Here is a 15,676-nt window from a genome sequence, read left to right on the forward strand (position 1 = left end):
ATGACCTACACCATCGATCCGCTGTTGCTCACCATTGCCATCGTGGCGCTGGTGCTCGGCCTGTTCATCGGCCTGGCCGTGCGCGCACCGCTGAAGCGCAAGGTCGCCGTCCTGCAGGAACGCGGCGACGGGCTGACGCGCGAACGCGACGCCGCCCACGCCGAACGCGATCGGCTGGCCGTCGAACTGAAGGCGCGCGAGGCGCAGATTCGCCCGCTCGCCGACGAAGTCGACAAGCTGCGCCGCGATTTCGCCCGCGCCCGCGCCGGCAGCGAAGCCGCCGCGACGCCGATCGAAAACCGCAACATCGACCCGCTCGACCTGCACCAGTTGAAGGGCGTCGGCCCCAAGTTCGCCGACCGGCTGCGCGCCGCCGGCATCACCCGCATCGACCAGATCGCCGGCTGGAGCGCCGCCGATGTGGCGGTCATGGACGCCCAGATGGGGGATTTCCGTGGCCGCATCGCCGGCGACCGGCTGGTCGAACAGGCCGTGCTGCTGAGCAGCGGCCGCTACACCGAATATGAAACCCTGTTCGGCAAACTCGGCCCGGCATGACGCACCGATTGCGAAAACCGGCCGCATGGCGCCGCTAGTCAAGCTCGTCGTCGGAGTCGCCGGCACGGCGCTGCTGGCGTCGGCCGCCTATCGGCTGGTGCGGTCGCCGCTGCTGTCCGATCTCGGCAGCCGCACGGCCGCGGTCATGGCCGCCAACGGCATCACCGATGGCCGCGCCGCCTGGGTGACCGATGACGGCTGGACGTGGCGCATCGCGCGCCTGTCGGGCACCGCCGACGCCGCCACCCGGGCCCGCACCCTTGCCGCCGTCGCCGACCTGCCCGGTGTCGGCCGGGCCGTGTGGGAGGACGCGCCCGCCGCCGCCCCCCGCGCGCCGGTGCGCACCACCATCGACACCTGCCAGGCGCAGGTATCGGCCCTGCTCGCCGCCCAGCCGATCGCCTTTGCCGCCGGCGACCCCCGCCCCGCGGCCGCCGCCGACGCCACCCTTGCCGCTGTCGCCCGCATCCTTTCGACCTGCGCCGGCAACCGCGTCACCGTGACCGGCGCTACCCCGGTCACCGGCACCGCCGCCAGCAACCTGGCGCTGTCGCAGGCGCGCGCCGAAGCTGTCGCGGTGGCGCTCGCCGATCGCGGCATCGACCGCCGCCGGATCGAGGCCATCGGCCGCGGCGAAACCGGCGTCGGCGACACCGCCATGCCCCCTGCCATCGACATCCGCATCAGCAAGGGCCCTGCCGGGCTGCGCGCCGAGGAGACGACATGATCTGGCTGTTCGGTGAAATCTGGGCGTGGATCTTCGCCGGCTTCCTGCTCGGCGTCCTTGTCGGCTGGTGGGCCTGGGCGCGCACCCCGGCGCCGGTCGCGGTCGATGGCAGCACCGTCGCCCGCCTGCGCAGCGAACTCGATTCCTGCGCCGGCGCGCTCGCCCGCGCCGAAAGCGACATCGCCGCCGCCGGCAACCGCATCAAGGCCCTGGAGGCCAGCCTCGCCGCCGCCGGCCGCCCGGTGCCGCAACTGTTCCTGGCGGAGCCCGACGGCGAACCCGACGACCTGACCGTCATCAGCGGCATCGGCCCGCGGCTGGCGACCTTGCTCAACGATATCGGCATCTTCCACGTCCGCCAGATCGCCGCCTGGTCAGAGGAGGACGTCGCCGAAGTCGATGCCCGCCTCGGCGCCTTCAAGGGCCGCATCGCCCGCGACAACTGGGTCGAACAGGCCAACGCGATCGGGTGAAGCGGGTCGGGCTGCCCGGTCAGCCGATCATCCCCCCGCTCATCCCGAGCGGAGGTTCATAGCCTTCCCCGGGGGTCGTTCACCCCTTCGCGCGCAACGCCGCCTGCGCCGCCGCCAGCCGCGCGATCGGCACGCGATACGGCGAGCAGCTGACATAATCGAGGCCCAGCCGCTCGCAAAAGGCGATGCTCGCCGGGTCGCCGCCATGTTCGCCGCAGATGCCCAGCTTCAACCCCGGACGCGCCGCGCGGCCGCGATCGGTGGCGATCTGCACCAGTTCGCCGACGCCTTCCTCGTCGATGCCGACGAACGGGTCGCGCGGGTAAATGCCCTGTTCGACATAGACGCCGAGGAAGCGCGATGCGTCATCGCGGCTGATGCCGAGCGCGGTCTGCGTCAGGTCGTTGGTGCCGAAGCTGAAGAACTCCGCGAATTCGGCGATTTCCGCCGCCCGCAGCGCCGCGCGCGGCAATTCGATCATCGTGCCGACCATGTAATCGAGCGTGCGGCCGGTTTCGGCAAACACCGCACGCGCTTCGGCATCGATCGCCGCCTTGGTGATTTCCAGCTCGCGCGCCGTCGCCACCAGCGGCACCATCACTTCGGGCACCACGGCTTCGCCGGTGTCCTTCGCCACCGCCACCGCGGCCTCGAAGATCGCCCGCGCCTGCATCGCATAGATTTCGGGATAGGTGATGCCCAGCCGGCAACCGCGATGCCCCAGCATCGGGTTGAACTCGTGCAGCTCGGCGATCCGCCGCCGCACCGTGCCGACGCTCAGCCCGGTCGCTTCCGCCACATCGGCAAAGCCCGCCTCGTCGTGCGGCAGGAACTCGTGCAGCGGCGGGTCGAGCAGGCGGATCGTCACCGGCAACCCGGCCATCTCACGGAAAATACGGGCAAAGTCAGCGCGCTGCTCGGGCAGCAGTTCGGCCAGCGCCGATGCCCGCCCGGCGCCGTCTTCCGCCAGGATCATCCGGCGCACGCTGGTGATGCGGCTCGGCTCGAAGAACATATGCTCGGTGCGGCACAGGCCGATGCCTTCGGCGCCGAAGCCGCGCGCCGTGCGGCAGTCCGCCGGCGTTTCGGCATTGGTGCGCACCTTCAGCCGGCGATGCTTGTCGGCCCATTCCATCAGCAGGCCGAAATCGCCCGCCAGTTCGGGCTCCACCGTCGCCACTTCGCCGACCATCACCTCGCCGGTGGTGCCGTCCAAAGTGATGCGGTCGCCTTCGCCGATCATGCGGTTGCCGACGCGCATGGTGCGCGCCGTCAGGTCGATGCTGATGCTGCCGGCGCCCGAAACGCACGGCCGCCCCATGCCGCGCGCCACCACCGCCGCATGGCTGGTCATGCCGCCGCGCGCCGTCAGGATGCCACGCGCCGCGTGCATGCCGTGAATGTCCTCGGGCGAGGTTTCGGTGCGGACCAGGATGACGGCATCGCCCATCTTGGCGCGCGCCTCCGCCGTGTCGCTGTCGAACACCACCGCCCCCGACGCGGCGCCGGGCGACGCCGGCAGCCCGCGGGTGATGACGTCGCGCGGTGCATGGGGGTCGAGCGTCGGGTGCAGCAGCTGGTCGAGCGCGCCGGCCTCCACCCGCAGCACTGCCTCGGCCTCGGTGATCAGCCCTTCGCTCGCCATGTCGACGGCGATCTTCAACGCCGCCTTGGCGGTGCGCTTGCCGCTGCGCGTCTGCAGCATCCACAACCGCCCGTCCTCGACGGTGAATTCGATGTCCTGCATGTCGCGGTAGTGGGTTTCGAGCAACGCGAAGACCTTGGCGAGTTCGGCGAACACCACCGGCATCGCCTCTTCCATCGACGCCGCCCGCGCGCCGGCCCGTTCACGGGCGGCCTTGGTCAGATATTGCGGCGTGCGGATGCCGGCGACGACATCCTCGCCCTGGGCGTTGATCAGATATTCGCCATAGGTGACGCGCTCGCCATTGGCCGGATCGCGGGTGAACGCGACACCGGTCGCCGAAGTGTCGCCGCGGTTGCCGAATACCATCGCCTGCACGGTGACGGCGGTGCCCCAGCTTTCGGGAATGTCGTTGAGCCGGCGATAGGTCCGCGCCCGGTCCGACCGCCACGATCCGAACACCGCGCCGATGGCGCCCCACAATTGCTCGTGCGGGTCCTGCGGAAAGGCATCGCCCCAGTTTTCGGCAACGATCGCCTTGTAGCGCGCCACCAGCCCCTGCAGATCCTCGGCCGTCAATTCGGTGTCGAGCGTGACGCCGCGGTCCTCCTTGGCGATTTCCAGCGCATCTTCGAACAGATAATGATCGAGCTCGAGAACGACATCGCCGTACATCTGGATGAAGCGGCGATAGCTGTCCCAGGCAAAGCGCGGATTTCCCGACGCCCTGGCCAGCCCTTCGACGGTGACATCGTTGAGCCCCAGGTTGAGGACGGTGTCCATCATCCCCGGCATGGAAACGCGCGCACCCGAGCGGACCGAGACCAGCAGCGGGTCGGCGGCATCGCCGAAGGTCTTGCCGGTGACCTGCTCGACATGCGCCAGTGCCGCCAGCGTATCGGCCTTCACATCATCGGGCAGCTTGCCGCCGGCATCGTAAAAGGCAGCGCAGACCGACGTCGCGATCGTGAGGCCGGGCGGGACGGGCAGCCCGATCCCCGCCATTTCGGCAAGATTGGCCCCCTTGCCGCCGAGCAGGTCACGCTGCGACGCATCGCCATCCGCGCTGCCACCACCGAAACGAAACACCGACTTGGTCATCTGTTGCTCCATATTCCCTCTCCCGCTTGCGGGAGAGGCGAGACGCGCGCCAGCGCGCCGGGTGAGGGTGTACCCACGCGCCGAAGACGAGGAAACACCCTCACCCGGGCCGCGCTTCGCGCGTCTCTCGCCTCTCCCGCAAGCGGGAGAGGGATACTGATGCCATAACGGCGTCTATTCACCCTTCGACCTTCGAAAAGTCCGCCACACTGTTCGCCGCCGCGCGCAACCGCGCGAGCAATCCCAACCGATTGGCCCGGATAGCAGGATCGGGTGCATTGACGATGACAGAATCGAAAAACGCATCGACGGCCGGACGCAAGCCGGCGAGCGCCGCCATGGCAGCGGTGAAGTCCTCGCGGGCTACGGCGTCAGCGATGGCCGGGACGGCGGTGTCGAGCGCCGTGGCGAGGGCGGTTTCGGCGGGTTCGGCGAACAGCGCAGCGTCGGACTGCGGTGCGAACGCCTCCTCCTTGCCTTCCTCGATACGCAAAATGTTCGCCGCGCGCTTCACCCCGGCGAGCAGATTGGCCCCATCCTCGGTCGCCAACACCAACTGCAGCGCCCGCACCCGTGCGAGCGCAAGAACCAAATCGTCGATGCCATTTGCGAGTACCGCATCAATCAAATCGTGCCGTACGCCCGCGTCACGCTGTTGAACTTTTAGTCGGTCGGCAAAGAAGGACAACAGACGTCCGTTTCTGACTGCTTTAGTGGCCACCAGTGCGACCGCTGGGGAAACCTCATCCGCTGGAGCACTGCCTACTTCCACCTTCGACAGGGTAACCAAGTCTGCGTGAACCGCGCCGAAGCGTTCAAGCACAACATCCCAAAGCGGCAATCGAAGTTCATTCTTCACAACGATGGCGATGACACCAAGCGCTGCCCTGCGCAGCGCAAAAGGATCTCTAGATCCAGTCGGAAACTCGCCAACCTCGAAAAACTCGACCAACGTATCAAGCTTGTCCGCCAACGCCACCGCCACACTCACCGGTGCCGTCGGAACATCATCCCCCTGCCCGACCGGCTTGTAATGATCGCGGATGGCGTCGGCGACGCGCGCGTCCAGCCCCTGCGCCCGCGCCAGATAGGCCCCGGCGATGCCCTGGACTTCGGGAAATTCCCCAACCGTCGCCGAGACGAGGTCGGCCTTGCACAGCCGTGCTGCCTGTTCGGCAAGGTCGGCCAGTTCCTCCCTCTCCCCTTGCGGGAGAGGGCGACTCGCCGAAGGCGAGCGGGGTGAGGGGTCGTCGCCCGCACCCCCCTCACCCGGCTCGGCTGCGCCGAGTCCGACCTCTCCCGCAAGGGGAGAGGTGATCGCGCCACTTTCCACCAGCCAGCGCGCCAGCTTCGCCACCCGCGCGACCTTGTCGGCCACCGTCCCCAGTTTCTCGTGAAAGACGATGTCGCCCAGCCGGGGCAGGAAGGATTCCAGCTCCGCCTTCAAATCCTGGTCCCAGAAGAATTTCGCATCGGCCAGCCGCGCGCTCAGCACCCGCTCGTTGCCCGCCACGATCGCCGTGCCGCCGTCGGTCGCTTCCAGATTGGCAACGCAGACGAATGCCGGCGCCAGCACGCCGCCGGCATCCTCGCAGGCGAAATATTTCTGGTTGGTCCGCATCGTCAGCTGGATGACTTCGGGCGGCACGGCGAGGAACGCCGCGTCGAACGCCCCCAGCATCGGCACCGGCCATTCGGTCAGCCCGGCATTTTCCGCCACCAGCCCGGCATCGGCGCGCACCACCAGCCCGCGCGCTGCCGCCACGGCCGCCGCGCCCGCCTCGATCACCGCCCGCCGCTCCGCCGATGCGACGATCACCTTGCCGTCGCGCAGCTGCGCCGCATAGCTGTCGGCACCCGCAATTTCGATCGGTTCCGGCGCATGGATCCGGTGGCCGCGCGTCACCCGCCCGCTGGTGACGCCATGGACCGCGCACGGCACCACTTCACCATCGAGCAGCGCCACGATCCCGGTCAAGGGCCGCACCCAGCGCGGGCTGCCCGCCACTGCCGATGCGGCCCCCCAGCGCATCGACTTCGGCCAGGCGAAATCGCGCACGATGGCCGGCACCAGTTCGGCCAGAATCGCCGCCGCCGGGCGGCCCTCGGTGCGGATATGCGCGAACAGCACCACGCCCTTGGGCGTCTGCCGCTCCTCGAGCTGGTCGCGGGTCAACCCGGTGGAGCGCAAGAACCCCGCGATCGCCGCCTCGGGCGCACTCGCCGACGGCCCCTTGCGCTCCTCGCTCGCCGCCGCGCTGGCGTCGGCCACATCGCGCGCGATCAGCCACAGCCGCCGCGGCGTCACATCGGCAATAACGTCGCCGTGCGGAAGGCCTGCCGCCTTCAACCCGTCGACAAGGCGCGTGCGCAGCTGCTCGGCAGCGGCCGCCTGCATCCGCGCCGGGATTTCCTCGCTGGCGAGTTCGAGCAGGAAATCGCTCATGCCTGCGCCACCCACACGTCCGCGACGGCCTTCACCAGATCGCGCACCCGCCCGATATAGGCCTGGCGCTCGGCGACCGAAATCACCCCGCGCGCGCCGAGCAAGTTGAAGATATGGCTCGCCTTGATCGCCTGGTCATAAGCCGGCAGCGGCAGCCCCGCCTCCACCAGCGCCCGGCATTCGTCCGACACATCCTTGAAATGCTGGAACAGCCGCTCGGTATTGGCATGCTCGAAATTATACGCCGAAAACTGCTGCTCCTGTTTCAGGAACACATCGCCATAGCTGACGCCGGCATCGTTGTACCTGAGGTCATAGACGCTCTCGACGCCCTGCACATACATCGCCAGCCGTTCGAGCCCATAGGTCAGCTCGCCCGCCACCGGCGCACATTCATGGCCGCCGACCTGCTGGAAATAGGTGAACTGCGTCACCTCCATGCCGTCGCACCAGACTTCCCAGCCCAGCCCCCAGGCGCCAAGCGTCGGCGATTCCCAGTCGTCCTCGACAAAGCGGATATCGTGCACCCGCCGGTCGATGCCGATGGCGTCGAGCGACCCCAGATACAGGTCGATCAGGTCGTCCGGCGACGGCTTCAGGATCACCTGGAACTGGTAATAATGCTGCAGCCGGTTGGGGTTTTCGCCATAGCGCCCGTCGCTCGGCCGCCGGCACGGCTGCACAAAGGCGGCGTTCCAGCTGTCCGGCCCCAGCGCGCGCAGCGTCGTCGCCGGGTGGAAGGTGCCGGCGCCCATTTCCAGGTCATAGGGTTGCAGGATGACGCAGCCGTTCGCGCCCCAATAATTCTGGAGCGTCAGGATGATGTTCTGGAACGACAGCGGCTTCAGCGGAACGGCCCTTCGCAGGTGCAAAATATGCCCCGCGTGTAGCGGCGCGAAGCCGAACGGGTCAACCGCCAGAGTCTGTCCGGTTATCACGCGCCTGCATCGCCACCAGCCAGGCGAGGATCGCGGCATCGTCGCCGGGATCGACCGGCGCCTTGTAGGCGGCCCGCATCTTGTCGATCTCGCCCTGCCAGGCGATCGGCGACAGCCGGGGCTGGGTCAGCACCATCTCGGCCGAATGACAGCCGAGGCAATTGGCGTTGACTGCATCGGCGGCCGGCCCGCCGGGAATGTCGACGAAGGGCACAAAGGCATCGGGCAGGTCGATCCGCACCGGCGCCGCCGCGCCGAGCAGCACGAACAGGGCGATCGCCCGCATCATGCGAACCCCACCCGCACCGTCTCCACCACATTGCGGGCATAGCCGCCGGGGTTCCAGTTCGCCGTCATCGGCTGCACCCGCCCGGCGTCACTGGTCGCGCGCGCCATCAGCACGGCGCCGGCCCGCGCCACCGCGACCTCGGCATCGAAGCGCCGGAAGCTGTAGCGCCCCGCGTCCACGCCCAGCCGCGCCGGCACCCAATTCGCCCCGCCATCGCCCGAAACCTCCACCCCGCGCACCCCCGAATCGCCCCCGAAGGCGACCCCGCCGACCGCCAGCCGCGGTGTCCACGCCCGCACCGCGCCGTCGGCGATGCTGGTGATGAAGGATCGCGGCGGCATCCGGCCGATCGGCTCGGCGGGGAAATCCTTCGTCCCCGGCGCCACATCGGCGGCGGGGTTGGCCGGCACCTTGTACGCCTTGGCCATCCAGTAAGTGTCGTCGGGCCGGTCGAGCACCTCGATCCGGTCGAGCGCCTTGACCCAATAGGTCGCGAACCACCCCGGCACCACCAGCCGCAGCGGAAAGCCGTTGACGATCGGCAGCGGCGCGCCGTTCATCGCCCAGGCGATCATCACCTCGCCATCCTGCGCATGGTCGATGGCGAGCGATTTGAGGAACTGCGGGGCGCCCGCGACCGGCGGCACATCCAGCCCGCCGAACCGCACCACCACCGCCCCCGGCCGCACCCCGGCGCGCGCCAGCACATCGCGCAGCCGCACCCCCGTCCAGCGCGCATTGGCCATCGCGCCATGCCCCCATTGCGCACCGGCAACACGCGGCGTCACCAGCCCGCGCGAATTGCCCGAACATTGGTTGACCGCGGTGATCTCGCCCTGCGGCAGCCGCTGCAATTCGGCGAGCGACAACGACAGCGGCCGCGCTACCCGGCCACCCACGGTCAGCCGAAACGCCACCGGGTCGACCTCGGTCGGGAACGGCCAGTGCCAGCGCACATAATGCCGGTCATTGGGGGTCAGGATATCGCCATCGAACACCGCCATCGGCGTTTCGAGCAGCGGCGCCATCGTCCGCTGCACGATCATCGGTCCCTTGCCGGGAAAATCGGTCGTCAGCGGCCGCAAGCTCGGCCCGCCGGGCAGGTGGAGGTCGACCGACTGCGCAAATGCCGGCCCGGCCATAGCGGACAGCGCGAGAAAGCGACGACGGGCGATCATGGGCGGGGTGTAGCCCGCCTGCCCAACGCCGTCACCCCCGCGCAGGCGGGGGTCCGGAACCGCGCCAGTTGCGTGGAAAAGGCAGCGTCACGGCAAAGCCGCGCCGTCGGACGGGTTCGGCGCGCGAAGGCCGCGCCGCCCCGCCGGCCGCGCTTGCGCCTGTCGGCGCGCAGCACGCGCGCTCGCGGCGCTACACGTTGAACCGGAACAACATCACATCGCCATCGTGCACGACATAATCCTTGCCCTCCGACCGATATTTCCCCGCCTCGCGCGCGCCGGCCTCGCCGTTGAACTTCACATAATCCGCAAACGCCATCGTTTCGGCGCGGATGAAGCCCTTTTCGAAATCGCCATGGATCGCACCCGCCGCCTGGGGCGCCCTCGATCCGCGCGTCACCGTCCACGCCCGGGCTTCCTTCGGCCCGACGGTGAAGAAGGTGATCAGCCCGAGCAGTTCGTACGCCGCGCGCACCACCCGCGTCAGCCCGGTTTCGGTCAGCCCAAGCGCTTCCAGATAGTCGGGCCGGTCGGCCGGTTCCATCATCGCCACTTCGGCTTCGATCGCGGCGGAAATGATCACCGCGCCGGCACCCACCTTGGCCGCCATCGCCTGCACTGCCGCGCTATGGGCATTGCCGCTGGCGGCCGAGGCTTCCTCGACATTGCAGACGTAGAGGACGGGCTTGGTCGTCAGCAGCTGCGCCTGGTGCAGCGCGCGGGCTTCCTCCTCGTCCTTGGGGACCACCAGCCGCGCCGGCTTGCCATCGCGCAACAGATCGAGCGCCTCGCCGAGCACGCGGCCCTGGACCTTGGCGTCCTTGTCGCCCTGCGTCGCCTTTTTCAGCAACGCCGGCACGCGCTTTTCCAGGCTCTCGAGGTCGGCGAGCATCAGCTCGGTTTCCACCGTCTCGGCATCCGACACCGGGTCGACGCGGCCTTCGACATGGGTGACATCGTCGTCCTCGAAGCAGCGCAGGACATGGACGATGGCGTCGGTTTCGCGGATATTGGCGAGGAACTGGTTGCCCAGCCCTTCGCCCTTCGACGCGCCGCGCACCAGCCCGGCGATATCGGTGAACCCCAGCTGCGCCTCGATGATCTTCGCCGACCCGCCGATCCGCGCCAGATCGTCCAGCCGGCTGTCGGGCACCGGCACATTGCCGACATTGGGCTCGATCGTGCAAAAGGGGTAATTCGCCGCCGCCGCGCTGGCGGTTTCCGTCAGCGCGTTGAACAGCGTCGACTTGCCGACATTGGGCAGCCCGACAATCCCGCAGCGAATGGCCATAAACGTCTTTCTTCTCCCCTCCCGGCACGGGAGGGGTCGGGGGTGGGTTTTCGGGGCGAACGAAGCTGCCACTACCCACCCCCGACCCCTCCCGCAAGCGGGAGGGGAGAAGGCGAAGGCGTCAGCGCCGCGCGACCTCGCTCATGAACCGCGCCTCGTCGCCAGCGAGCAGCCACGGCACCTCCGCCGCCACCGCCCCCAGCACATCGGCAAGCGGGTCCATCTCTGCCCTGGCGAAATTGCCGAGCACATATGGCGACACCCGGTCCTTGTGCCCCGGATGGCCGATGCCCATCCGCACCCGGCGGTAATCCGGCCCCAGATGCGCGTCGATCGATCGGATGCCATTGTGCCCGGCGGCGCCGCCGCCATGCTTGACCTTGATGCGGAACGGTTCGAGGTCGAGCTCGTCGTAGAACACCGTCAGCGCCTCGGCGGCGTCGAGTTTGAAAAAGCGCACTGCCTCGCCAACCGAACGGCCGCTGTCGTTCATGAAGGTCGCCGGCTTGAGCAACGTCACCTTGTCGGCGCCGATCCGCCCGTCGCTGGCCAGCCCGAGGAAGCGGGACTTCCAGGGGCCGAAGCCATGCGCCGCGGCAATGGCGTCGACCGCCATGAAGCCGATATTGTGCCGGTTGAGCGCATACGCCGCGCCCGGGTTGCCCAGCCCGGCAAAAATCTTCATCTTGCCGGCCCAACCAGACGAGGCCCGGCGAAGATTTTCACTTCGCCGGTCTCAGGACATCAGGCCGCGGCGGTTTCGGCGGCCGCAGCTTCGGCGGCATCGTCTTCGCTCTTCAGCGCCGACGGTGCGACCAGCGTCGCGATGGTGAAATCGCGGTCGGTGATGTGCGACGTCACGCCCTTGGGCAGGGTGACGGCGCTGATGTGGATCGAATCACCGATATCGAGACCGGACAGGCTGATCGCGATCTGGTCGGGAATGGCGTTCGACGGGCAATCGAGCTGCAGCTCGTGACGGACGATGTTGAGCACCGCGCCGCGCTTCATGCCGGGCGATTCCTCTTCGCCGCTGAAATGCACCGGCACTTCGACGGTGATCGACGCATTGCCCTGCAGGCGGAAGAAGTCGACATGGATCGGCCGGTCGGTGACCGGGTGGAACTGCACGTCGCGCGGCAACGTGCGGATCGCCTTGCCGTCACCGACGGCGATCTCGACGACCGAGTTCATGAAATGCCCGGACGACAGCTGGCGGACCAGCAGCTTTTCCTCGACATGGATGGGGGTAGCAGCTTCGCCGGCGCCATAGATGACAGCCGGAACGCGGCCCGTACGACGCATTGCCCGAGAGGCTCCCTTGCCTGCCCGTTCACGCATCTCGGCCGCGAGCTTCAGTGTTTCGCTCATTTGCTCGCATCTCCAGATAATGGCTCGCGCCCCCCAGGCCTCCAGGGATGCAGAATCGGGGACGACGCGAAGCGGTGGCGCATAGGCGAAGCGTCCCCGAAATGCAAGGCAAAGCCCTTAGCCGGCGGAAAATCCGTCCGCCGCCGGCGCCGCGATGATGCCTTCCTTGACCAGGAACTTGGGGTTGCGGATGCCCCAGCGCCCGGTGACGATGTTGCGGTGGAGGATCCGCGCCGGATTGCCCACCGCCACGCAATTGTCGGGAATGTCGCTCGTCACCACCGATCCCGACCCGATGATGCAATGGTTGCCGATCCGCACGCCGGGCATGATCAGCGACCGCGCGCCGATGAAGCAGTTGCTGCCGACGAAGGTATCGACATGCCGGCCCCCGACGAAATCATGCGTCAGGATCGCCGCGTCGAAGGAGATCAGCGTATGGTCGCCGATATGGACGCCGCGCGGGTTGGTGCGATCGAGCTTGGCCGATCGCGAGATCCGGCAATCGACGCCGATCGTCATGCCCAGCACGCTGACATACCAGGTCCGCAACATCCAGCTCGACGCATTGTAAAGCTTGGTGCGGAGGCGATAGCGCAAGGGCAGCATGGCATCTCACATGGCGTCGACGCTGGCTCTATGCCCGCCGCGCCACGGCCATGCAACCGCGCGTCCCGGGCGACATGATCCCGTGCGTCGCGCCCGGCACAATGGCGCTCACCCGCGCCCATAATTCCTGCGCATCCCGAGCGAAGTCGCGGGACGCCCGGGAAGCGCAAAAAAGCGTCAGCAAGCCCCGCGCATCAGCCGACCGCCTCTACCGCCAACCCGCGCGCGCGCAGCAGTGCCAGCAAGCCATCGGGCCCGCCCAGATGCCCGGCCCCCACGGCAATGAAGGTCTTGCCCGGCTGTCGCATCAGGCCGACGATCCAGTCCGCCCAGCGCGTGTTGCGCCCGACCAGCAGCCGCTGGCGCAGCAGCGGCGACCCCCGCGTCTCGGTGTCGAAATCGCGGGCGATGGCATCGACGTCACCCGCCTGCCACAGGCCGGTGACGCTCGCCATGTTGGCCTTCGCCGTCGCCACCTCGTCGATCGTCGACAGCAGCATCGCGGTCTGGTCGGCCTGCGACAGGCCATCGAAGAAATGCAGCTGCTCCTCGACCGTTTCCAGCCCGATCACCGGCCGGCCGCGCTTCTTCACCCGCGCTGTCAGCACCGGCTCCACCCCGCTGTCCGACGACACGCCGATTCCGGCCAACGCCGCATCGCCCAGCGTGACCGCTGCCAGCCAGCTTTCCATCCGGTCGAGCGTTGCCATCGGCACCCCGGCCGCGACCGCTGCCGCGGTGAGCTTGGGCAGCGCATCGGCCGGCACCCGCTGTGCCAGCGGCTTCAGCCCGGGCCGCATGCCGACGCGCGCGATCAGCGGCATCAACGCCTGCGGGTCGTCGGGCAGCACCGCCTCCAGCACCAGCGTGTCGGCGGTATCCAGCCGCTGCGCCACCGCGGGGCTGAGCCATTCGGTGCCCTTGGGCAGCGCATGGATTGTGCCGAACAGGGTGATTTCGGTATCGCCGTCGCGCACCACCCAGGCCTTGGGCGCGGCCGTCGCAGGGACGGCGAGCAACAGCCACGCAAGGACGGCGGCGAGGAAAAAGGCAGGGATTCGCATGGCCGCGGGTATAATCGTCACCCGCTGAATGTCACCTGTCCACCCGCGCCCTCAGGCCGCCGCCTCCGCCCAATACCGGTCCTTCAACAGGCGCTTGTACAATTTGCCGGTGTCGTGACGCGGCAGCTCGGGCAGGAAATCGATGCTCTTGGGGCATTTGACATGGCTCAATCGCGACCGGACGAAGGCGATCAGTTCTGCCTCCAGCTCCGGCCCGGCGCGGGCCATGTCACGCGGTTGCACCACCGCCTTCACCGCCTCCCCCATTTCGGCATCGGGCACCCCGAACACTGCGACATCGGCGACTTCAGGATGCAGCGTCAGCGCATTTTCCGCCTCCTGCGGATAGACGTTGACGCCGCCCGAAATGATCATGAACGCGGCGCGGTCGGTCAGGAACAGATAGCCATCCTCGTCGACATGGCCGATATCGCCGAAGGTGGCGCCGTGCGTCCCCATCACGCTCGCGGTCTTTTCCGCGTCGTTGTGATAAGAAAATCCCGGCCCGCCGGCGAAATAGATGCGCCCCGTCTGCCCCGGCGGCAGCAATTCGTCATCGTCGCCGAGCACGCGGATTTCGCCCAGGATCGCCTTGCCGACCGACCCCGGCCGCGCCAGCCACTCCTGCGGGCTGATGGTGGTGAAGCCGGCGCCTTCGGTCGCCGAATAATATTCGTAGATGACCGGGCCCCACCAGGCGAGCATGGCGTGCTTGACATCGACCGGGCACGGCGCCGCGGCATGGATGGCGGCCTTCAAACTCGACAGGTCGTGGCGTGTGCGCACGTCCTCGTCCAGCTTCAGCATCCGCACGAACATCGTCGGCACCAGCTGGCTGTGGGTGATGCGGTATGTCTCGACCAGCGCCAGATAGGTTTCGGGATCGAACCGTTCCATCACCACCACGGTGCCGCCGAAGCGCTGTACCGCCATGCAATAGCGCAAGGGTGCCGCGTGATAGAGCGGCGCCGGCGACAGATAGACCATGTCCGGCCCGAACTGGTACAGCATCGCCACCAGCCCGGTCAGCGCGTCGCCGGCATCGAGCGCGCCTTCGGGCAACGGCCCGCGCACGCCCTTGGGCCGCCCGGTGGTGCCGCTCGAATAGAGCATGTCGCGGCCGCAGCTTTCATCGGCGATCGGCGTCGCCGGCTGGGCCGCCAGCGCCGTGTCGAGATCGTCGAAGCCGTCGATCGCGCCGCCGCTGGCATAGCGCGCCGTCAGCCCCGCCGCCGCACCCGCGGCAACCGCGCCGAGCGAGGCCGAAGCGACGATCAGCTTGGCGCCCGAATCGGCGAGGATATAGCCCGCTTCCTCGGCGGTCAGCTTGGTGGACATCGCCACATAGACCAGCCCCGATCGCTGCGCCCCCCAGCACACGGCGAGGTAATCGGCGCAATTGGTCATCAGCACGGCGATCGTGTCGCCGCGCACCAGTCCCTGCGCCCGCATCAGCTGCGCCACCCGGTTCGATCGCGCCTCGAGCGCGCCATAGGTCATGGTCTCGCCGGTCCCAGCCATGATGATGGCCGGCTTGTCGGGCGTGGCGGCGGCGTGGACGAACGGATGCATCATGTCTCCCCGGCGATCGGGCATTCGCTGGCCATGCCCCGCGCGGTTGCCCCCGCGGCCCGCCGGTCGAACGCACCGTGCCGGATTAGGCACTGCGATCCCCGCCGCCTACCCCGCACTATTGATCAGCACGGGGCCGATTGCGTCACCACTGGCTCTGGATGCGCTCGTCCTCGCTCATCGGCTTGCGGATGCTGCGCCGGTACCAGCGCCACCCCAGGCGCAACCGGTACCAGAGTGTTCGGCGGCGGCCCGACGCGCCGGTGTCCGACGCCGCGGCGTGTCCACCGAGACAGATTTCCGACGCGCGTATGTTCTGCATGGACGACCCCCAACCGCGCGGCTGCGCGCTGCTGTTGTGGATGGCCGCATCCGGAATGCCCGTCCGTAGCGCGTCCTCCACCCCTTCGAGAT

General features: G+C 68.3%; 15 protein-coding genes. 3 read left to right on the forward strand and 12 right to left on the reverse strand.

Annotation, left to right across the window (positions count from 1 at the left end; genetic code table 11):
• The 3 genes from GGQ62_RS06885 to GGQ62_RS06895 are packed head-to-tail and all read left to right on the forward strand — an operon-like array spanning nt 1 to nt 1,758.
• Nucleotides 1-558 (forward strand): hypothetical protein, encoded by a 558-nt coding sequence (locus GGQ62_RS06885; protein WP_167649512.1) that lies wholly within the window; start codon nt 1-3, stop codon nt 556-558.
• Nucleotides 559-583: 25 nt separating this feature from the next.
• Nucleotides 584-1,285, forward strand: a complete 702-nt coding sequence (locus tag GGQ62_RS06890) for an OmpA family protein (RefSeq protein ID WP_194163405.1) — start codon at nt 584-586, stop codon at nt 1,283-1,285.
• Nucleotides 1,282-1,758 (forward strand): hypothetical protein, encoded by a 477-nt coding sequence (locus GGQ62_RS06895; protein ID WP_152578977.1) that lies wholly within the window; start codon nt 1,282-1,284, stop codon nt 1,756-1,758. Before GGQ62_RS06890 ends, GGQ62_RS06895 begins: the two co-directional genes overlap by 4 nt.
• Nucleotides 1,759-1,837: 79 nt before the next feature.
• Here GGQ62_RS06895 and ppdK read toward each other — a convergent pair whose 3' ends face one another.
• The 12 genes from ppdK to GGQ62_RS06955 form a co-directional block, all read right to left on the reverse strand.
• Nucleotides 1,838-4,504, reverse strand: a complete 2,667-nt coding sequence (gene ppdK, locus GGQ62_RS06900) for a pyruvate, phosphate dikinase (protein ID WP_152578976.1) — start codon at nt 4,502-4,504, stop codon at nt 1,838-1,840.
• A 178-nt stretch (nt 4,505-4,682) separates the two neighbouring features.
• Nucleotides 4,683-6,950 (reverse strand): glycine--tRNA ligase subunit beta, encoded by a 2,268-nt coding sequence (gene glyS / locus GGQ62_RS06905; RefSeq protein WP_167649513.1) that lies wholly within the window; start codon nt 6,948-6,950, stop codon nt 4,683-4,685.
• A complete protein-coding gene (locus GGQ62_RS06910) occupies nt 6,947-7,798 on the reverse strand; it encodes a glycine--tRNA ligase subunit alpha (protein WP_424022225.1) in 852 nt (283 codons plus the stop codon). Before GGQ62_RS06910 ends, glyS begins: the two co-directional genes overlap by 4 nt.
• 61 nt (nt 7,799-7,859) lie before the next feature.
• Complete coding sequence (locus GGQ62_RS06915; protein WP_152578973.1) at nt 7,860-8,177, reverse strand: cytochrome c; 318 nt, start codon at nt 8,175-8,177, stop codon at nt 7,860-7,862.
• Nucleotides 8,174-9,355 (reverse strand): molybdopterin-dependent oxidoreductase, encoded by a 1,182-nt coding sequence (locus tag GGQ62_RS06920; protein WP_152578972.1) that lies wholly within the window; start codon nt 9,353-9,355, stop codon nt 8,174-8,176. The genes GGQ62_RS06915 and GGQ62_RS06920 overlap by 4 nt, the downstream gene beginning before the upstream one ends.
• A 190-nt stretch (nt 9,356-9,545) precedes the next feature.
• Nucleotides 9,546-10,646 (reverse strand): redox-regulated ATPase YchF, encoded by a 1,101-nt coding sequence (gene ychF / locus GGQ62_RS06925; protein WP_167649514.1) that lies wholly within the window; start codon nt 10,644-10,646, stop codon nt 9,546-9,548.
• A gap of 121 nt (nt 10,647-10,767) precedes the next feature.
• Nucleotides 10,768-11,331 carry an aminoacyl-tRNA hydrolase gene (pth, locus tag GGQ62_RS06930; RefSeq protein ID WP_152578970.1) on the reverse strand — a complete coding sequence of 188 codons (564 nt, stop codon included), beginning with the start codon at nt 11,329-11,331 and terminating at the stop codon, nt 10,768-10,770.
• Between the two features lie 59 nt (nt 11,332-11,390).
• On the reverse strand, nt 11,391-12,017 hold the full coding sequence (locus tag GGQ62_RS06935; protein ID WP_152578969.1) for a 50S ribosomal protein L25/general stress protein Ctc: 627 nt from the start codon (nt 12,015-12,017) through the stop codon (nt 11,391-11,393).
• Nucleotides 12,018-12,134: 117 nt separating this feature from the next.
• On the reverse strand, nt 12,135-12,626 hold the full coding sequence (locus GGQ62_RS06940; protein ID WP_243446295.1) for an acyltransferase: 492 nt from the start codon (nt 12,624-12,626) through the stop codon (nt 12,135-12,137).
• Between the two features lie 194 nt (nt 12,627-12,820).
• Nucleotides 12,821-13,690, reverse strand: coding sequence for a TraB/GumN family protein (locus tag GGQ62_RS06945; RefSeq protein ID WP_152578968.1), 870 nt, complete (start codon nt 13,688-13,690; stop codon nt 12,821-12,823).
• A 51-nt stretch (nt 13,691-13,741) separates the two neighbouring features.
• On the reverse strand, nt 13,742-15,265 hold the full coding sequence (locus GGQ62_RS06950; protein WP_152578967.1) for an acyl-CoA synthetase: 1,524 nt from the start codon (nt 15,263-15,265) through the stop codon (nt 13,742-13,744).
• Nucleotides 15,266-15,407: 142 nt separating this feature from the next.
• Nucleotides 15,408-15,584, reverse strand: a complete 177-nt coding sequence (locus GGQ62_RS06955) for a hypothetical protein (RefSeq protein ID WP_153401475.1) — start codon at nt 15,582-15,584, stop codon at nt 15,408-15,410.
• Between the last annotated feature and the right edge of the window lie 92 nt (nt 15,585-15,676).

It is taken from the genome of Polymorphobacter fuscus, from assembly GCF_011927825.1.
Taxonomy (GTDB): Bacteria; Pseudomonadota; Alphaproteobacteria; order Sphingomonadales; family Sphingomonadaceae; genus Sandarakinorhabdus; species Sandarakinorhabdus fusca.

Bases quoted from the DNA above. Each gene is read 5' to 3' on its own strand.
- ychF (WP_167649514.1), bottom strand. From the start codon at position 10,646: ATGGCCATTCGCTGCGGGATTGTCGGGCTGCCCAATGTCGGCAAGTCG.
- GGQ62_RS06885 (WP_167649512.1), top strand. From the start codon at position 1: ATGACCTACACCATCGATCCGCTGTTGCTCACCATTGCCATCGTGGCG.
- GGQ62_RS06945 (WP_152578968.1), bottom strand. From the start codon at position 13,690: ATGCGAATCCCTGCCTTTTTCCTCGCCGCCGTCCTTGCGTGGCTGTTG.
- GGQ62_RS06955 (WP_153401475.1), bottom strand. From the start codon at position 15,584: ATGCAGAACATACGCGCGTCGGAAATCTGTCTCGGTGGACACGCCGCG.
- ppdK (WP_152578976.1), bottom strand. From the start codon at position 4,504: ATGACCAAGTCGGTGTTTCGTTTCGGTGGTGGCAGCGCGGATGGCGAT.
- GGQ62_RS06940 (WP_243446295.1), bottom strand. From the start codon at position 12,626: ATGCTGCCCTTGCGCTATCGCCTCCGCACCAAGCTTTACAATGCGTCG.
- pth (WP_152578970.1), bottom strand. From the start codon at position 11,331: ATGAAGATTTTTGCCGGGCTGGGCAACCCGGGCGCGGCGTATGCGCTC.
- GGQ62_RS06935 (WP_152578969.1), bottom strand. From the start codon at position 12,017: ATGAGCGAAACACTGAAGCTCGCGGCCGAGATGCGTGAACGGGCAGGC.
- GGQ62_RS06950 (WP_152578967.1), bottom strand. From the start codon at position 15,265: ATGATGCATCCGTTCGTCCACGCCGCCGCCACGCCCGACAAGCCGGCC.
- GGQ62_RS06890 (WP_194163405.1), top strand. From the start codon at position 584: ATGGCGCCGCTAGTCAAGCTCGTCGTCGGAGTCGCCGGCACGGCGCTG.
- GGQ62_RS06915 (WP_152578973.1), bottom strand. From the start codon at position 8,177: ATGATGCGGGCGATCGCCCTGTTCGTGCTGCTCGGCGCGGCGGCGCCG.
- glyS (WP_167649513.1), bottom strand. From the start codon at position 6,950: ATGAGCGATTTCCTGCTCGAACTCGCCAGCGAGGAAATCCCGGCGCGG.
- GGQ62_RS06895 (WP_152578977.1), top strand. From the start codon at position 1,282: ATGATCTGGCTGTTCGGTGAAATCTGGGCGTGGATCTTCGCCGGCTTC.
- GGQ62_RS06920 (WP_152578972.1), bottom strand. From the start codon at position 9,355: ATGATCGCCCGTCGTCGCTTTCTCGCGCTGTCCGCTATGGCCGGGCCG.